Below are 18,249 nucleotides of genomic sequence, written 5' to 3'. Positions count from 1 at the left end.
GCATGATTTCATGCCTCCTATTTTAAAAGGAGGGATAGTATGTTCTCAGTAAAAACACCCACCGAAAATAATTCTATAAAAATAAAAAAGGCGCCAAAAGGAATTCTCAATAATAGAACTAGGGAAAAATTAGATGGTTGGTTATTTGTAGCTCCTTTTGTGATTTCTGTTTTAGTATTCTTCATAGGACCATTAATTGCAGCTCTGATTTTAAGCTTTAAAGAATATTCACTGTTAGATCAAACAACTATTTTAGGCGCAAAAAGCGTAGGGTTTGATAATTATGTAAAAGTATTCAATGATGAGGTATTTAGAAAAGCACTTAAAAATACTTTTTTCTATTCTTTAGGAGTAGTACCAATACAGCTAACTATATCATTATTATTAGCTTTAGTAGTGGATTCTAAAATCAAGGCAAAGGCTTTCTTTAGAGTAGCTTATTATATACCAACACTTACATCAATTGTTGCGGTATCGGTTATATTTCTATTTTTATTTAAAGCAGATGGGATTTTTAATAAATTTCTTTCTATATTTGGTGTTGCTGGAAAAAGTTGGTTTGATGATCCAAACTTTGCATTGATAGCTATTATATTTATGGCTGTATGGTCCTCGGTTGGAGTAACTATGATAATATTCTTAGCAGGACTTCAAGAAGTTCCACAAACGGTGTATGAGGCTGCAGAAATAGATGGAGCTAATAAGTTTCAAAGGTTTTTTAGAATAACAATACCACTAATTAAACCAACTATTTTCTTTAATTTAGTAATGACGGTTATAGGAACTCTTCAAATGTTTGATCAAGCATATGTAATATCTGGAGGAAAAGGTGGCCCCTTGGATAGTACTATGACTGTAGTATTATATTTATATAATAAAGGTTTCAAAGAATTCGAAATGGGTTATGCATCAGCAATAGCATTTGTGCTTTTTGCAATAATATTTTCGCTTACATTAATACAAAAGAAATTGTTTAAAGAGGAAGAAGCAAATTAGGAGGTAGAGCTATGAAAAAAGAAAAAAGAATTTCTCCAGTTAGAATATTGTTTTATTTAATACTAATATCATATGCTGTAATAACTCTTGGGCCATTCCTATGGAGTTTGATTACTTCACTTAAGCCAACCTCAGAGGTTGACAAATTTACAGTTGATTTCAGTACGTTATCTTTTAAAAATTATATATTCATATTTAAAAATTTCCCCTTTTCAAAGTGGATGATTAATAGTCTTATAGTTGCAGCAGTGGTTTCGTTTGGAAATTTAATATTTAATTCCATGGCTGGATATGCTCTGGCAAGAATTAATTTTCCAGGGAAAAATCAATTGTTTATAGCCATTTTGGGAATGATGATGTTACCTGGGCAAGTAGTTATGGTGCCCACATATATGCTTTTAAGTAAGATTGGATGGATAAATTCTTACGCAGGACTTACAATACCATTTTTAACAAATATGTTTCTTATATTTTTAATGAGACAATTCTTCCTTGGTATACCTAAGGATTTAGAGGAAGCGGCAGCTATAGATGGGCTAGGCAGATTTGGTACCTTTTTTAGAATAATAATGCCTATGGCAAGAACAGCATTAACTACACAATTTATATTGGTATTTACAGGCAATTGGAATAGTTTCATGTGGCCAAGCTTAATAGCACAGTCATCTGATATGTACACTTTACCAGTTGGTCTAAACTCGTTCAAGTCGGAATATTTTCAATTTGCAGATCAAGTTTTAGCTGGAGTAATGATACTATCCTTACCTATGATAATAGTGTTTTTAATACTTCAAAAGAACTTTATTAAAGGAATTGCCACCACAGGTAGTAAAGAGTAAAAAAATATAAATACAACATTTGACGGAGGATTTAATATGAACAAAATAAAAGCATGCTTATTCGATTTAGATGGAGTAGTAGTGGATACAGCAAAATATCATTATTTAGCATGGAACAGACTTGCAAGTAGTTTAGGTTTTGATTTTACTCAGAAAGATAATGAAAGGCTAAAGGGCGTTAGTAGAATGCGATCTTTAGAAATATTATTATCCATAGGAAAGGTTAATCCTAGCGATGAAGAAAAATTAAAGATGGCTAAGGATAAGAATAATTGGTATGTAGAATATATATCTAAATTGGAAGAGAGTGAAATATTACCAGGAGTTAAAGATTTCTTAATAGAATTAAGACAAAATGGTATTAAGATTGCGCTAGGGTCTGCATCAAAGAACTCTATGATGATATTAAATAATCTAAACTTAACTTCATATTTTGATGCCATAGTAGATGGTAATAAGGTTTCAAAAGCAAAGCCTGATCCTGAGGTGTTTTTGCTAGGAGCAAAAGAACTTAACGTTCAGCCATGGGAATGTGTTGTATTTGAAGATGCACAAGCTGGAATAGATGCAGCAAAAGCTGCTAATATGAAGGTGATTGGAATAGGACAAAAGGATGTACTAGTAAATGCTGACAAGATATTTGAAGGGCTAAGTAATGCTCATATGGACATAATTGAATTTTAAATAAATATGAAGGTTCGGCATGTAGGCTGTTCTGATAGTAGATAATTCGTTAACAGGCTCTAAGTTTATTCCATGAAAAATCCCCTAACGCACTTATTCGACGTCCTGTCTCAGAAGTGCTAGCAAGCCATCCTTGGCCTGCTTACGGGGATTTTTCATTACATAAACTAAGAGCCTGTAAAACTCATTATATACTATCTATCACACGCCTACATGCTTTCACCTTCATCATTATAATTGAATTTTAAATTTGGATACGAATATAAATAAAAATTCAATTTTGTATAGTGTAACATGTGAAAAACCTCTTATATCTGAATAGTTATCAGATATAAGAGGCTTTTTTTAATATATAGAAATTTATCAAAGTACTACTAGAACACTGCTATTTGAAATATTCCTTTATAAAGTCAGGGGCATGTTTCTCATCAAAGAATGCTGCAAATTTAACTTGATTGATATTTTTGGGAGTAATCTCTATATCATATTCAATATTATTTAAACTATCATTAGCATACTCATCGCAACTATTTTGCATGCAAGCTTCAATTTTAGTTTTATCTGTTATTTTAAGTTTTCTAACATCAGCACTAGATATATCTCCAATACGTCCATTGTCAATACGTTTAGCAACTAATATATTGTTTATATCCTCAGGCATTACTATTGCATTTTTAAGGAGATTTTTATCTAATAGCCATTTTTGTAATTCAATGTTAGTTTTTAAAAATGATAAATTTATCTTTTTGTCGTTTGACATTAATAAAACAATGCTTCCAAAGGGTTGTCTAATATCTTGCATTTCTTCATAAGTTTTATTTAATGTTATAGTTTTTATTATGTCCACAACTTCATTAATTTCGGTAGGATTTGTTAAAGCTAAGATTTTCGATTTATTAAGTGATGAAATTGTGATTTTATCTACGCTATTTGCATTTACTTCTAAATAATCAAAGTTAATCTTTTTATATTCTTTAGATTCATATATGGGTTTTAGAAATTCGCTAAGAGGCTGCTCAGGTAAGTAGTATTCTCTTGTAATATCTTTCCCGTTTTTTAAATTATAGCTTATATAAAAACTATTAAGCGTGCCGGAGCTACTTTTTAAAATATCTTTGTTATTTAGAATTTTATTATGCAAGTTTATAATGTTGTGAAAATTATCATTATCATAATACGGAGACTTAGAATTTAGAGGTGAATTACTAACTCGAAAGGATATATTTGAAATTTCGGTTATATCAGGAATGCGTTTTTCATATCCCATAACATCAAAGTTTACGCACAGTAATATAACAGAGAAAATTACTGCATATATCAAGTATCCTTTTATATTTCTAAAAACTTTTATGGATTTTTTTATAATCATTTCTCCAATGTAATAGCCTATTAACCCTCCAATGAGATACCCTAGTATCGATAGGCCTTTTTGATCATTTATAAAAATCAATCCACCTAATAAAGTGGTACAGAAGGTTAAGCCGTATTTGAATATTGGTTGCAAGGCCTTAAAAGCCACAGCGTTAGTTGCTGACTCTAAATCTCTTTTAGCATATGCAAATCTTCCTAGTGCGTAAATAAAAATAGATAAAACTATATAAATTACTATTTCATTAAGTTTAATTGGATTATTATATAGCCTATCTAGCCTAGTAATCGGTGAAAGATTTACGAATAATCTGCTTGAAAGATTAATTCCAAAAAGATATTTATTTAAATTTTCAATAATTAGGATGCCTAAACCCGTAGGTAACAATAGAAATATACAAGTTAATAGACCGTGAGCTGTAGATAGCCCTGTTATTGTTCCAATTAAAACACTGAATAAAAATGTAAAAACACTAAATAGTATAGTTATACCACACCAAACAAAAATTTGATTATAAGTAAAGTGTAGATTTAAGTCATTAAGATTTAAAGTGCTTTTAAGTATGCATGAAATGATAGCAGTTATAATTACAGGTATCATAAGTGTCATTATTCCAAAAAAAACATGATTATCATACAAAGTTATTCTTTTTATAGGTAAGCTATGAATCATATCTACAGAATTTTTGTTTTGTATATATCTAAATAAAAATAATGCAAGTATTATAGGCAAAATAAACATTGGTGGTTGTAGCATTTCAGTACCATTATTAAGATCAAATACAAGTTGCATAGATATGTTGTAATTTTTTGTGTTATTGATGTGATGAGTCATTAGTATTTGGAGTGGAAGTGCAAATGTTAAGAATAATAAATATAGTATTCCAATCCATGAAAATCTTTTTAAATCATTTTTTAGTACGCCCTTATTAAAGAATAACATTTTGTATTTCATATCCCACATCCTCCATTTCATAAATAAATATCTCTTCAAGTGTTAGAGGAATTATGTCAATGATTACTGGGTTAAAGTTGTTGAAATAATCAGTAACGTATACATTACTCCCTCTAATAATTATTAATAAAACACTACCTCTCTCTTCAACGTGAAGAATATGTGCATTGTTTAAAAGTCCATCTGGAACGGTGCCCTTAAATGCAATTTGTATTTTGTGAATGTCTGACTTTAGGTCATCTATATCTTTTTCAAGAATAAGAGTTCCTTCATGAAGAATTCCCACGTGGTCACATATATCTTCTATTTCTCTTAGGTTGTGAGAGGCAATAATTACAGTAAGTTCTCTAGCGGCTACTTCATGTATTATAAGATTTTTAACTTTTTGTCTTATTATTGGATCTAAGCCATCCAGAGGTTCATCTAAAATTAAAATGTTGGGCATTATGGAAAATGCTAACCAAAAGGCTACTTGGCGTTGCATTCCTTTTGAGAGACTAGATATTTTTTTATCTACATCCATGTTAAATACCTGTTTAAGTTTTTCATATCTTTCGCAGCTCCAACTTTTATAAATACTTTTATAGTAATTTGCCATGTGTTTAATAGTATGTTGTGGGAAAAAGTAAGGCGAGTCTGGCATAAATACCATTTGAGACTTAACTTTTATGTTTTCAAATACACTTTCATTGCATATATTCAATTCCCCAGTATTTTGTTTATATATCCCAGCTAAAAGCTTTAAAAGAGTAGTTTTTCCAGAACCATTAGACCCTAAAAGTCCATAAATAGAACCTTTAGCTACGTTTAAATTTATATTTTTTAATGCTTCTAAGTTATCAAAGACCTTTGATACATTTCTAATTTCTATCATTCATAGCGCCCCCTTTTACCATTTTTTCTGCTTCGTAAATAATATCTAGTAATTCATCTCTGTTAATGCCTATATACACGGCTTCAGATGCTAGTTTCATAAGTTCTTCTTTTATCTTCTTTAGTTTCTCATTACTAGGAACATGAGCTGCAGGTGTAACAAAGCTACCTTTTCCTTTAACTGAGTATATAAATCCTTGAAATTCTAGTTCTTTATAAGCCTTTTGTATAGTGTTGGGATTCATGGTAATCTCCATTGAAAGAACACGTACAGAAGGCAATTGCTCGTCAGCTTTTAGCACTTCATTTATAATTAGTTGTTTAAATTTTTCAACTAACTGCTCGTATAATGGGAGACGACTTCTTAAATCTAATTCAAACATTTCAGACCTCCTTTACCTACAACTGTATTAACTGTATTAACCGTGTTGCTATTAATAGTACAGTCATAGTATAGAACAATAAAGTTCAATTGTAAAGTGATTTTAAAAACATTGTAGAAATATTTAATTAAAACAAAAAAATCCATTAAAAAGTTCTAATGGAATTTTAATAGTTTTATTGTTTTTTATTGTAAGTTACTCCGTGAAAATTTACTCATCTTCCTCCATCATGGAATTTGTACTTGAACATTGCTTTCTGTAGTCCCTTGGAGTTAATCCCGTATGTTTTTTGAAATAGCGTGAAAAGTAGGTTACATGATTAAAGTTAAAAGTGTAGCTTATTTCACTGATGCTTGAATTTGCGTGATTCATATATTGTTTAATGGCAATAATTCTATGCTCATTAATATACTCGGTTAAGGTTCTTCCAACTTCTTTTTTAAAAGCATTACATAAATAATTGGGATGAACACTGGCAAAAGAAGAAAGTTCTTGTAAGGATATATTATTTTCTATATTTTTCTTTATATAAGTTATAACCCTATTAATAAGTGAATTATAAATAGTTCCTTTATATTTTTTTAATACTTTAATAAAGTCATACAACATTTTATATTCTAGTGCCTCAGCTTCATCTGCGGTAACAGTTTCGTCAATAAGGTTAATATAATAATCACTTAACATAAAGGATGTCTCAGTATCTAGGCCAACTTCAATTATAGCTCGTGTAAAAAGTGTACATGAGCCTATAAGAGAATACTTAAGGGAGCTAAGGGGTCTCTTGGACAGTTCAGCTCGTTCTAGGGAATTGATCTGTCTTAAGATATCAATGCTTTTATCGTTATCCATTTGTTGAATAGCTTGGACTAGCATACACTCAAGTGCATAAGGAGGATGAATATAAGATGTGTATCTATTTTTAGACATTGTGATTTCGAGTTTTTTATAAATATTCCCCAATAAATATCACTCCTCAAAAATTAACCTTAATAAAGTATAATATATATTAACATTGTACAAAAATCATACTATTTTTTGTATACAATGTCAATATACCTTAATGAATTTGAAGCATAGCACTAGCTATTGTAAAGGTATTCATTAAATTTTGGATAAAGATAAAAAAACAAAATAGGGGGAATTAGAATGAAAAAATCTATTAGTACTATTCTAGCTGTTGTTTTAGCATTATCAACTATGACTGGATGTGGAGCAAACAACAATAGCGGTGCAGCAAAGACACCTGATGCTGCAGTTAAAAAGGAAAAAGCAGTAATTACAGTAATTCAAAACAAGGTTGAAATTCAAGAACAGCTGGAAGATGCAGCAAAGACTTTTAATGGCACTCAAAGTGATTTTGAAGTACAAATCTTAGGATCGGCAGGAGATGCTTTGGTAACAACGCTACAATCGCAGTTTGCATCAAGCCCAGAAAAAGCACCTACATTATTTACATGTGGAAGTGGTAGTGAGTTTGATAAATTCTTTGATTTTATGGCTCCACTAGACTCCGCAAAAGCAGCAGCAAAAATATCTAAAGGACAAGCCGATGACGCAATGAAAGATGGTAAGCTATATGGTCTACCAATGGCAATTGAAGGCTTTGGATTAATATATAACAAAACTATGTTTAAAGAAGCAGGAATAGATGCAGCTACTATAAGGACAACTGCTGATTTAGTCCAGGCAAGCAAGAAACTTGCTAAGGTTAAAGGCGTTAAAAGCCCAATAGCTTTTGCAAAAGAAACCTACTTCCAATTCATGCACCCATTTAACTGGCCATTTGCAACAATGAGTAACTACAAAGAGCTTATCCCTAAAGTTATAAGTGGAGAAAAGAAACTAAAAGACATTCCAGAAGTTATGCAATACGCAAAAGATTTAGAAGCATTAAAACCATATACAAATCTTGCTAAGGATAGTTATGATGATCAAGTTGCAGGATTTGCACAAGGTTATTTTGCAATGATTCATCAAGGAAACTGGGCACAAGGAATAATTGATGAATATAAAGTTGATTTTGAGTATGGTATGATGCCAATGCCTATAAATGGTAATGAGTCATTATCCGTAGGAAACTCGAACTTCTTTAGAGTAAATAAAGCTGCATCGAAAGAACAACAAGCAGGAGCAATTGCGTTCCTTGACTGGTTATTTACAGATCCAGCTGGACAAGTGTATGTTACTGAAAAATTTAAAGTGATTCCAGCATACGATGGTTTTGATACTAGTAAATTAGATGTTTTATCTAAGGAAATTGCAACATATTCAGAAGCAGGAAAGACTATCCCATGGACATTCAATTTGTTCCCAGCAGGTGTGGATAAGGATTCTTCAAGTGCAATGGAAAAATTCTATGCAGGTAGAATAAATGCAGAACAGCTATTAGATGAAATAAACACAGTTTGGGTTAATGCAGCAAAATAGTAATATATATATTAGATGAAAGCCTCGATAAGAGGCTTTTAATCTAATAAAATAAAAATGAGATTGGAGGGTTTAAGTATGGATAAAAAGCTCAAAAGCAAAATAACCACAGCTTTGTTTGTTATTCCGTCGCTGTTTATATTCATAAACGTGGTTATTATTCCCTTTGTTATGGGACTAGTATATTCATTTACAAATTGGAATGGGTTTGCTTTTAAAGGGTCTACATTTGTAGGATTTGCAAATTACGCCGCAGCTTTTGGTGATAGAAAGTTTACGGATGCCTTTTGGCTTACAACAGAATATACCATTGTTATGATTATTCTTGTTAATATTGTAGGGCTTTCGCTAGCACTCCTAGTAACTTCAAAAATTAAACATAAGAATTTTTTTAGAGGAGTATATTTTTTACCTAACTTAATTGGAGGACTTATTCTAGGATTTATATGGAAATTTATATTTACAAAGTTTTTTGAGGAATTTGGTGTAATTACACATACAGAAAAGATATTTTTTAATTGGCTAGATGAACCTACTGCAGCATTTTGGGCACTAGTTATAGTAGGGGTATGGCAAATGGCAGGGTATGTAATGGTAATATATATAGCTTCTATAGAGAGTATATCAGAGGACATTATGGAAGCAGCTAGTATAGATGGGGCAAACAACTGGACTAAATTCAAAAGAATAACGCTTCCACTAATAGCTCCTGCTTTTACTATAAGTTTATTTGTAACACTCTCTACTTCCTTTAAACAATATGATACTAATCTATCATTAACAAATGGTGGACCCTTTGGATCAACTGAACTTGTTACCATGAATATTTTTTCGACAGCCTTTAGTTATAACAAGTATGCACAGGCACAAGCAAAGTCTATTATCTTTTTCTTGGTAATAATGATAATTACAGTTTTGCAGATTTATACTACTAAAAAAAGAGAGGTGGACATGTGATGAAAGCAAAATTTAAAGCCTCCACAATTTTTGTTATATTAGGTTTTATAACAGCGGCAATAACACTATTACCTATGTATATTATGGTAGTCAATTCCTTTAAAAGTAGAGCGCAGATATTTACGGACACCATGGGACTACCAAAATCATTAGATTTCTCTTTTTATATAACAGCAATTGATAAAATGAATTTTTTAAGTGCAATGGCAAATTCATTATTTGTAACAGTTACAAGTATTGGTTTAATAATAATTTTTTCATCTATGGCATCATGGGCATTAGTTAGAAGTACTTCAAAGTTTGCAGATTTTGTATTATACACTTTTGTAGTAACGATGCTTGTTCCTTTTCAGTCTGTTATGATTCCCTTAATGCAGTACATGAGCGGTTGGGAAATTAAAGCTATTAATTTTACAATGATAGATAGTTTTTATGGACTGATCTTTATGTATATTGGGTTTGGATCTAGTTTGTCAATATTCTTATATCATGGCTTTATTAAGAGTTTTCCAAAATCACTTGAAGAAGCAGCAATGATAGATGGATGTAATAAGTTTCAGGTATTTTGGGGTATAGTATTTCCTAATTTAAAACCAATTACAGTAACAGTAGCTATTTTAAATGTAATATGGATATGGAATGATTATTTATTACCATCTTTAGTACTTAGAAGTCCAGGACTTCGAACAATTCCCCTTTCAACCTTTTACTTTTTCGGGGAATTTACAATACAATGGAATTTGGCAATGGCAGGACTTGTCCTTACAATTATACCAATAATAATATTCTATTTATTTTCACAAAAATATATTATTAAAGGTGTTATGGCAGGAGCCGTAAAATAACTTAGAGTTAGAATTAAACCTAGCAAAGGGAGTAGACATTATGAAAAATGAATGGATTATAAGTGATAATAGTTTAAATGTAGAAGATCTTTTAAAAAATGAAAGTATATTTAATGTTTCAAATGGATATATAGGCATTAGAGGAAACTTTGAAGAAGGGTATCCCAACAATTATCCAACAGTTAGGGGTACCTATATAAATGCATTTTATGAAGAAGTGCCTATAGAGTACGGTGAAAAAGCATTTGCTTTCCCAGAAACTATGGAGAAAATTGTGAATGTTACAGACGCACAAAATATTAATATAATAATTAACGAGGAGAGGTTCTCTCTATTTAATGGAACTGTAAAAAGCCTAAACAGATATCTTGATATGGAAACAGGTTGTTATGTAAGAGATATATGGTGGATATCACCACGAGGCTTCGAGCTCAAAATAAAGATAACAAGACTCGCTTCACTAAAATACACAGAATTATTTGCTATTCATTATGAAATAGAAAAGGTTAATTTTAATGAAGCAGTTATTATAGAATCTGAAATTAATGGGGATGTAACAAATTTTACAGATGAGAGTGATCCACGGGTTGCAGCAGGGCATGCTAATATTTTATCGGTAAAATCCATTGTTACACAGAAGGATATTATACAGGTAGTGTCTGAAACTGAAAACTCTAAGATGTTTGTAGCAGTTACAACAAAACATAGCTGTAATGTTAATTGTGAAGTTTCTATTGTGAAAGAAGACAAAAGAGTAAAAGCTACTTTTAAAACAGAGCCCGGAAAAAGTGTGATAAACTTTACAAAATATAATGTATATACAGACTCAAGGCGTTACAAAAACATAGAAAGTCAGGGGTTTGATATAGTAGAGAAGGTCAGTTGTGAATCATTTGTGAAACTTTTACAATATCAAAGGGAATATTTAAATCAGTTTTGGAGAATAGCTGATATCAACATTTACGGAGATGAAAAACTAGAGCTAGGGCTTAGATATAATCTATTTCAACTCCTTCAAGCAGTAGGTAAGGATGATAAAAGCAATATACCAGCAAAAGGGTTAAGCGGAGAAGGCTATGAAGGTCATTATTTTTGGGATACTGAGATATATATTCTTCCATTTTTCACACTATGTTATCCGGACCTTGCAAAGGGAATTCTAAAATATCGTTACACAATTTTAGATAGTGCAAGGAAAAGAGCAAGAGAGATGGGACATAAAAAGGGTGCAGCTTATCCATGGAGGACTATAGCGGGGAAGGAATGTTCTTCGTATTTTCCAGCTGGAACTGCTCAGTACCACATTAATGCGGATATAGCTTATTCTTATATACAATATTATTTAGCAACAGGAGATATAGATTTTATAAAAGATTTTGGAGCAGAGGTTGTTTTTGAAACTGCTAGAATATGGATTGAAATAGGCCATTTTCATAAGGGATTATTTAAGATTGATGCAGTAACAGGACCTGATGAATACACTGCCATAGTAAATAATAATTACTATACAAATGTGATGGCAAAATATAATCTAAAATGGGCATCAAAATTATATTATAAACTATTAGATGTTGATCCACAAACGCTAAAGAATTTATGTAATAAAATAAGTTTAACTAGTGAAGAAATAGAGCAGTTTGCATGTGCCTATAAAAACATGTATTTGCCATATGATGAAGAGCTTAAAATTAATGCTCAAGATGATACCTTCTTATCAAAAGCAGTATGGGATTTTGAAAAAACACCAAAAGATAAATATCCGCTATTACTGAATTATCATCCACTAACTATTTACAGATATCAAGTATTAAAACAAGCGGATACGGTACTTGCACATTTTCTTGTGGAAGATGATTCAGACTTTGAGACTATAAAGAATTCTTATGATTATTATGAGAAAATAACAACACATGACTCTTCCTTATCTTGTGCTGCCTACAGTATTATGGCATCCAAAATAGGATACCTTGATAAAGCATATGAATACTTTATACAAACAGCAACACTGGATTTGGATGATACCCACGGGAACACCAAGGATGGAGTTCATACTGCTAATATGGGTGGAACCTGGATGGCAATAGTGTATGGCTTTGCAGGTCTTAGAATAAAAGAGGAATACATTTCCCTAGAACCTAAGCTTCCTGAACATTGGAAGGAGCTTAAATTCAAATTTTTGTACAAAGGTGCTCAAATTGGGGTGGATGTGAAAAAAGAAAAAACGGATATAACTGTTCAATGTGAACGTCCTATAAAACTAAAAGTTAATGATGTGTTATATGAAATTGTAAAAAGTGAGAAAATAGAAATAATGAATTGACTTTATTATATCTATGAGGAGCTGGAATCATGAAAAGAGTGCTAAAAATCAAAAGAATCACTAATGTACTTAAAAATATAAAAATTTCAACGCTTGTGCTTATTATGAGTGTATTCTCATTCTTATTTATATTAATGATAGGATCTATAGGTTTTTTAAATATGAGGAGTATGAATGCTAACACTAGCTCGGTATATAATAAGAGCCTTCTTCCCATTACAAAAGGAGCTGAAATTCGAGCAGGATTCCTTAATATGAAGGCATTTACAACTCAAGCTGTTTTTAATTATGATTTAAACACCGTTGATAAAATAGATCATTATAAGTTAGCAGTAGATGATTACTTAAAGGAATATGAGAGCAGTAATATTGATAATTTTGAAAGAAAAAATTTAGATATATTTAAAGGCATTTATCTAGAATATTTAAACTCATGGGAACAAGCAAAACTTAAGCTATCAAAAGGTGAAAGTATAAGTAATGCTGAATATAATAATTTTATTTTACTAGGGAAAAAAGCAGAAGCTACCCTTGTTACTATAGGTGATTATAACAAAAAAATGGCTAATGATGTTATTAATAAAGGGGAAATTGAATTTTCAAGAAGTACAAATGGCATGGTTATTATAACTATAATATCTATTTTAATGTCAATTGCTATTAGCTCTCTAGTTATAATAATGATGCGAAAGTATTCAAGCGAAATGACTAAAAGCTTGGAAAGAGTAGCAAAGGGAGATTTTACTGTAGAACTTGAAAGTGGTAGTAAAAATGAGTTTGGCGTAATGAAAAAATCTCTTTCAAAGACCATTATAAATATATCAAACATCTTAAAAACAATTAAAGAAAAATCTGGAAGCATAGATACTGAGGCTGAAAATTTATCTTCTATTTCTGATGGGATGTCCCAATCGTCATTAAATACAGCAACATCAATATCAGAGGTTGCAAAGGGTACAGACTCTCAGGCAGTTGGACTTATGGACATTTTAGGAATAGTAAATGATTTTTCTAGCAAGTTAGATAATATTGTTAAAGCTATTGATGATGTTAATGTTAATTCAAAAGGAATTAGTAAAATTTCTAATGAAAGCAGTGCTAATATGAACTATTTAATAGAATCTGTATCCAAAATAAGTAATTCTTTTAAGTGTTTTATGTCCCAAATTCTAAGTTTAAATGATGATATAAGTAAAATAAATGATATCACAAACGTTATAAACAGTATATCTGAACAAACTAATCTACTGGCACTTAATGCAGCTATAGAAGCTGCAAGAGCTGGGCAAGCAGGTCGAGGATTTTCTGTAGTGGCGGATGAAATAAGAAAACTTTCTGAGAAGAGCAGATTATCATCGGAAAAAATAAATAAACTAATTGAAGGTATATTTAAAAATTCCAATTCTATACTAAAAACTACTGATAATATGGATGATCAGCTAAAGAATCAGATTGATATCATTAATACTTCAACAAATTCATTTACAAGTATTTTATATTCTGTCAATAAGATTATTGAGCAAATAGAAGGAATAAATTCCTCTGCATTAGAAATTAACAGTGACAAGAGTATTATTTTTGAAAAGATTGAAGGGGCGTCTTCTGTTGCAGAACAAGTAGCAGCATCTTCACAAGAAATTTCATCTTCAGCAGAGAAAATGAATAAGTCATCAGATGATGTTTCAAATTCTTCACGAGCTTTAAATGATATGACAAGTAAGATGATGGAGCATGTTAGTAGTTTTAAATTAAAAGAGTAGCGCCATTATGTTTGAATTATGAATTAAAATAAGCAGGGTTTCCTGCTTATTTTTTTGTGCATACCTTCAAACACTCACAGCACCCACGAATTGTATATGGAATGCAACGGGAGGGATGAAAAGTACCATTTTCAAAGGCTTTTCCAGGACATGAACTTATGCACTCTTCACAATTCGTGCAATGTTTTATCTTTTCTTTGATTAAACTTTGTCCTAGAGGAGCATTTGTAAAGGTGGCTGCAAAAAGAAGTCCAGCTCCATAATCATCATTTACAATAATTCCATTTCTTCCCCATTGTCCAAGTCCAGCAGAAACAGCTAAAGGCCTAAAATCACCATATATGGACATAATATTTTTATTTTGAGTTGTATAACCTTCAGATTTAAGAATTTTGGAAGTTATATCTTGTACATGGGTACTTATAGAATATTCTTTTTTTAACCTTTTAACTATGTTTAAAGGTTGCTTAAGGAACCACTTTTCTGTAAAAGGAAATCCAAATACAATTACAGGTTCCACTACTCTAATTTTTGTAAAGCCAACTAATAAGGCTCCTTCAGCTAGAGCCTTTTTAGTTATATAATCAGATAAATCATTTTCATTTTCCATAAGTTTTCTCCTTATATATTATACTTAACTTTTAGTTTTTACAGTCTTCTGTTGATTATACATAGTTATTTTATTAGATATTAAAAACTAGTAGTGATTTTTAGAATCCAATATGATATTCTTAAATTATAGGTGATAAACAACATAAATTAATAACTTAGGAGGAAACATATGATTGACTTGAATATAGGACAAATGGCAGCCTTTGTTACAGCTATTTGTTGGACAGTAACACCGATTGCGTTTGAAGCAGCTGGTAAAAGAGTAGGATCACTTTCAGTAAATTTTATAAGACTTATTATAGCATTTTTGTTAATAGCAATATTTACTTTTTTTACAAGGGGTATGGTTTTACCATTAGATGCATCGGGGTCCACATGGATATGGTTAAGTATTTCTGGGGTTATAGGATTTGTTTTAGGAGACTTATTTTTGTTTGAAGCCTTTGTGCTTATTGGTTCACGCATATCCTTATTAATTATGGCTGTGGTTCCTCCAATAACTGCATTAACTGGGTTTTTCATTCTAGGTGAAAGACTAACAGTTCTAGACCTTCTAGGAATGTTTATAACAATGGGTGGCATTTTCCTTGTAATACTTGTTAGAGGGTCTAATGAAAAAAAAGTTAAATTATCTCATCCTATAAAAGGTGTTTCATACGCATTTATTGGAGCTATAGGACAGGCTGTAGGCATGGTTCTCAGCAAACTAGGTATGGGTAATTATGATGCTTTTGCTGCAACTCAAATTAGAATAATATCTGCTACAGTTGTTTTTGCAATAATAATCACCTTAAGGAAGAATTGGAGTAAAATAGCACTAGCACTTAAAGATTTAAAGGCATTTAAATATATTACTATAGGGTCATTTTTCGGTCCATTTATAGGGGTGTCATTATCATTAGTAGCAGTGCAATACATATCTACGGGAGTAGCGTCAACAATTTCTTCTGTTTCACGTATTTTAATTATACCAATTTCTATAATTGTATTTAAGGAAAAGGTAACAGCAAAAGAAGTACTAGGAGCGGCTATAACCATAGGGGGAGTAGCCTTACTATTTATGTAAGTATATTTTAAATTAAGTATTATAATACAAAATAAGGAATATTGATGATATAATATAAACTATACTTTAGTAAAATAATAGCGGAAAACTTTAAAGGGGGCTTGTGAAATGACAATTAATTATGCTCATCGAGGTGCAAGTGCGTATTTCCCGGAAAATACAATGCTTTCATTTGAGAAGGCTTTGGAAATGGGATGTACAGGCATAGAAACAGATGTGCAGATGACCAAAGACGGTGTATTAGTACTTATTCATGATGAAATGGTGAATAGGACAACTAATGGAGAGGGACTTGTAAAGGACTATACTTATATAGAGTTAAATAAGTTAGATGCTGGGTCATGGATGGGTGAAGAATTTGCAGGTATTAAAATTCCCACAGTAGAGGAGCTAATTTACTTACTCAAAGATAAAAACATTATTATTAATTTTGAAATTAAAAGCGGAGTAGTAATATATGAAGATATCGAACAAAAACTTATTGAACTTATTTATAAGCATAAGATAAGTCATAAAGTTATTCTATCTAGTTTTAATCATTATTCTATAGCTAAATGTAATAAAATATCGAAGGAAATTAGTACAGGGATACTTTATATGGAAGGGATTTATAAGCCATATAATTATGCGAAAACTGTTGGAGCAAATGCTATTCATCCATATTTTTTGGCGATAAATGAAGAAGTAATTAAAGAAACTAAAAAGCATAAGATTCATGTGAATGTGTTTACTGTGGATGATGAGAAGTATATGAAATCATTCTTAGAAATGAAGGTTGATGGCATTATCACTGATTATCCAGACAAACTGCATAAAATAATAACTGATGATATTTGCCTAAGAGAAAGCAAATAATGGAAATGATATGAGGATAGTGATAGAAAGTGTTAAAAAAGGAGCTGCCAGAGATGAAAATTGGTAATATGAGAGAATTAAGTCTTACAAGTACATCAAAAGGTATGTTATATAAATGTATAGGTAATGTTGATGGTGAAAAAGTTTTTATTAAAACTGGAACGAAACTAAAAAACAAATTTTCAATACTAGAGCCTGTTAGTGAAGTTGTTGCTAGTAAAATAATTAAGAAGTTTAATATAGAATGTGCAGTCAATACTTTAAGCAAAATGAAATTACCGGGTTTTAATGAAGAAGTAATAGTAAATATATCAGAGAATTTTTTAAAAGAAAATGAATTATTAATGAGTATTAGAAGTATCTTAGGTAATGATAATAGAGAGAATTTGTATAAACAAGTTATAGACATAATACCAAATTTTAAAACTGATATAGATAAGATGATAGTAATGGATTTTTTAATAAATAATATTGATAGACATTTAAGGAATTTCAGTGTTGTAAATAAGGATGGAGTTATTATAAAATTTGCACCTTTATATGATCATGGATTATCTTTATATGCAGATATTCAGGATTATGAATTAGAACAAGACGATAAAAAAAATTGGGAAATGATAGATGAATGTAAGCCGTTTTGTGAATCACATTATAAGCAATTAGAGTTAATAGGTGATGTCAATTTGCCTAAAGTATCTTTAAAAGAATTATTTAATATAGTAGATAATTATAAGGAGAATTTATCAGAATATAGAATTGAATGTATAAAGCATTTATTAGAAATAAGATACAATTACTTAGTAGAGAGGGGCATTTTATGATAGATAAGTATATATTAATGTCCAAAAACGTTCCAGCTGGAGATTTTATTTATAATACAAACACTAAAAAATTTAGCTTTAATAAGTATGATGAAATTACAGAAAGGAAATATCTACCATTAGGTATGTATAGTTATAGAAACTGGAATGCAGATTATAAACCTACTCATGATGATATTGTGTTCTGGCTTGAGGATAGAGTTGTTCCAAAAGAGAGAGCAAATATAGATGAAATATTAAAAGTTATGGGATTAATTGATTATGATTTTTGGGAATTATGCAGAAAGACCAGGGCGATGTGTTTAGAAGATTATTTTTGGTTAAGTAAAGGGGAAAAATATGAAGAGGTTCATCTAAGATATTTAGCAGAACATAATAGAATAAATGAAACCCCAATACCTTTTGTAGCAGAAACATATCCAAGTGAGTTTATAATTTTAGATAATAATAAGGTTATTAGGAACATTACCTGTGGGGAGATATAAAAG

Annotated in this window: 17 protein-coding genes; 12 read left to right on the top strand and 5 right to left on the bottom strand. The window is 30.7% G+C overall.

All coding sequences use genetic code 11. From position 1 onward, the window contains the following. Positions 1 to 39: 39 nt before the first annotated feature. The 3 genes from ACREWB_RS17410 to pgmB are packed head-to-tail and all read left to right on the top strand — an operon-like array spanning position 40 to position 2,519. Positions 40 to 996 carry a carbohydrate ABC transporter permease gene (locus ACREWB_RS17410; RefSeq protein ID WP_431548731.1) on the top strand — a complete coding sequence of 319 codons (957 nt, stop codon included), beginning with the start codon at positions 40 to 42 and terminating at the stop codon, positions 994 to 996. Positions 997 to 1,007: 11 nt separating this feature from the next. Beyond that, positions 1,008 to 1,835 (top strand): carbohydrate ABC transporter permease, encoded by an 828-nt coding sequence (locus tag ACREWB_RS17405; protein WP_431548730.1) that lies wholly within the window; start codon positions 1,008 to 1,010, stop codon positions 1,833 to 1,835. Positions 1,836 to 1,871: 36 nt separating this feature from the next. After that, a complete protein-coding gene (gene pgmB / locus ACREWB_RS17400; RefSeq protein ID WP_431548729.1) occupies positions 1,872 to 2,519 on the top strand; it encodes a beta-phosphoglucomutase in 648 nt (215 codons plus the stop codon). A gap of 385 nt (positions 2,520 to 2,904) precedes the next feature. Here pgmB and ACREWB_RS17395 read toward each other — a convergent pair whose 3' ends face one another. From ACREWB_RS17395 to ACREWB_RS17380, 4 genes are all read right to left on the bottom strand, one after another. Then, entirely contained in the window at positions 2,905 to 4,842 is a 1,938-nt protein-coding gene (locus ACREWB_RS17395; protein ID WP_431548728.1) for a DUF6449 domain-containing protein, read from the bottom strand. Further along, positions 4,817 to 5,716 carry an ABC transporter ATP-binding protein gene (locus ACREWB_RS17390; protein WP_431548727.1) on the bottom strand — a complete coding sequence of 300 codons (900 nt, stop codon included), beginning with the start codon at positions 5,714 to 5,716 and terminating at the stop codon, positions 4,817 to 4,819. Before ACREWB_RS17390 ends, ACREWB_RS17395 begins: the two co-directional genes overlap by 26 nt. After that, positions 5,703 to 6,098, bottom strand: a complete 396-nt coding sequence (locus tag ACREWB_RS17385) for a GntR family transcriptional regulator (RefSeq protein WP_431548726.1) — start codon at positions 6,096 to 6,098, stop codon at positions 5,703 to 5,705. Before ACREWB_RS17385 ends, ACREWB_RS17390 begins: the two co-directional genes overlap by 14 nt. Positions 6,099 to 6,308: 210 nt before the next feature. Further along, entirely contained in the window at positions 6,309 to 7,058 is a 750-nt protein-coding gene (locus ACREWB_RS17380; protein ID WP_431548725.1) for an AraC family transcriptional regulator, read from the bottom strand. 186 nt (positions 7,059 to 7,244) lie between these two features. Between ACREWB_RS17380 and ACREWB_RS17375 the strand changes: the two genes are divergently transcribed. The 5 genes from ACREWB_RS17375 (at position 7,245) to ACREWB_RS17355 (ending at position 14,407) form a co-directional block, all read left to right on the top strand. Then, a complete protein-coding gene (locus ACREWB_RS17375) occupies positions 7,245 to 8,525 on the top strand; it encodes an ABC transporter substrate-binding protein (protein WP_431548724.1) in 1,281 nt (426 codons plus the stop codon). Between the two features lie 78 nt (positions 8,526 to 8,603). Next, positions 8,604 to 9,482, top strand: a complete 879-nt coding sequence (locus ACREWB_RS17370) for a carbohydrate ABC transporter permease (protein ID WP_431548723.1) — start codon at positions 8,604 to 8,606, stop codon at positions 9,480 to 9,482. Further along, positions 9,482 to 10,327: a carbohydrate ABC transporter permease gene (locus ACREWB_RS17365; RefSeq protein WP_431548722.1), complete on the top strand. Its 846-nt coding sequence runs from the start codon at positions 9,482 to 9,484 to the stop codon at positions 10,325 to 10,327. The genes ACREWB_RS17370 and ACREWB_RS17365 overlap by 1 nt, the downstream gene beginning before the upstream one ends. 40 nt (positions 10,328 to 10,367) lie before the next feature. Then, positions 10,368 to 12,647 (top strand): glycoside hydrolase family 65 protein, encoded by a 2,280-nt coding sequence (locus ACREWB_RS17360; protein ID WP_431548721.1) that lies wholly within the window; start codon positions 10,368 to 10,370, stop codon positions 12,645 to 12,647. Between the two features lie 29 nt (positions 12,648 to 12,676). Next, on the top strand, positions 12,677 to 14,407 hold the full coding sequence (locus ACREWB_RS17355) for a methyl-accepting chemotaxis protein (protein ID WP_431548720.1): 1,731 nt from the start codon (positions 12,677 to 12,679) through the stop codon (positions 14,405 to 14,407). A 46-nt stretch (positions 14,408 to 14,453) separates the two neighbouring features. Here the strand turns inward: ACREWB_RS17355 and ACREWB_RS17350 are convergent, their stop codons facing one another. Beyond that, positions 14,454 to 15,017 carry a 4Fe-4S ferredoxin gene (locus tag ACREWB_RS17350; protein ID WP_431548719.1) on the bottom strand — a complete coding sequence of 188 codons (564 nt, stop codon included), beginning with the start codon at positions 15,015 to 15,017 and terminating at the stop codon, positions 14,454 to 14,456. A gap of 171 nt (positions 15,018 to 15,188) precedes the next feature. Between ACREWB_RS17350 and ACREWB_RS17345 the strand changes: the two genes are divergently transcribed. The 4 genes from ACREWB_RS17345 to ACREWB_RS17330 all read left to right on the top strand — a co-directional run bounded on the left by ACREWB_RS17345 (position 15,189) and on the right by ACREWB_RS17330 (position 18,246). After that, positions 15,189 to 16,085 carry a DMT family transporter gene (locus tag ACREWB_RS17345; protein ID WP_431548718.1) on the top strand — a complete coding sequence of 299 codons (897 nt, stop codon included), beginning with the start codon at positions 15,189 to 15,191 and terminating at the stop codon, positions 16,083 to 16,085. A gap of 108 nt (positions 16,086 to 16,193) precedes the next feature. Further along, positions 16,194 to 16,940: a glycerophosphodiester phosphodiesterase gene (locus tag ACREWB_RS17340; RefSeq protein ID WP_431548717.1), complete on the top strand. Its 747-nt coding sequence runs from the start codon at positions 16,194 to 16,196 to the stop codon at positions 16,938 to 16,940. Positions 16,941 to 16,993: 53 nt separating this feature from the next. Continuing rightward, the gene (locus tag ACREWB_RS17335) at positions 16,994 to 17,761 is read left to right on the top strand and encodes a HipA domain-containing protein (protein ID WP_431548716.1); all 768 of its coding nucleotides are present in this window, start codon (positions 16,994 to 16,996) and stop codon (positions 17,759 to 17,761) included. Beyond that, a complete protein-coding gene (locus ACREWB_RS17330; RefSeq protein ID WP_431548715.1) occupies positions 17,758 to 18,246 on the top strand; it encodes a hypothetical protein in 489 nt (162 codons plus the stop codon). The genes ACREWB_RS17335 and ACREWB_RS17330 overlap by 4 nt, the downstream gene beginning before the upstream one ends. The last annotated feature ends 3 nt before the right edge of the window (positions 18,247 to 18,249 follow it).

It is taken from the genome of Clostridium sp. (genome assembly GCF_050717635.1).
In the GTDB taxonomy this organism is placed as follows: Bacteria; Bacillota; Clostridia; order Clostridiales; family Clostridiaceae; genus Clostridium_AD.
This window is presented reverse-complemented; position numbering and strand designations above follow the sequence as displayed.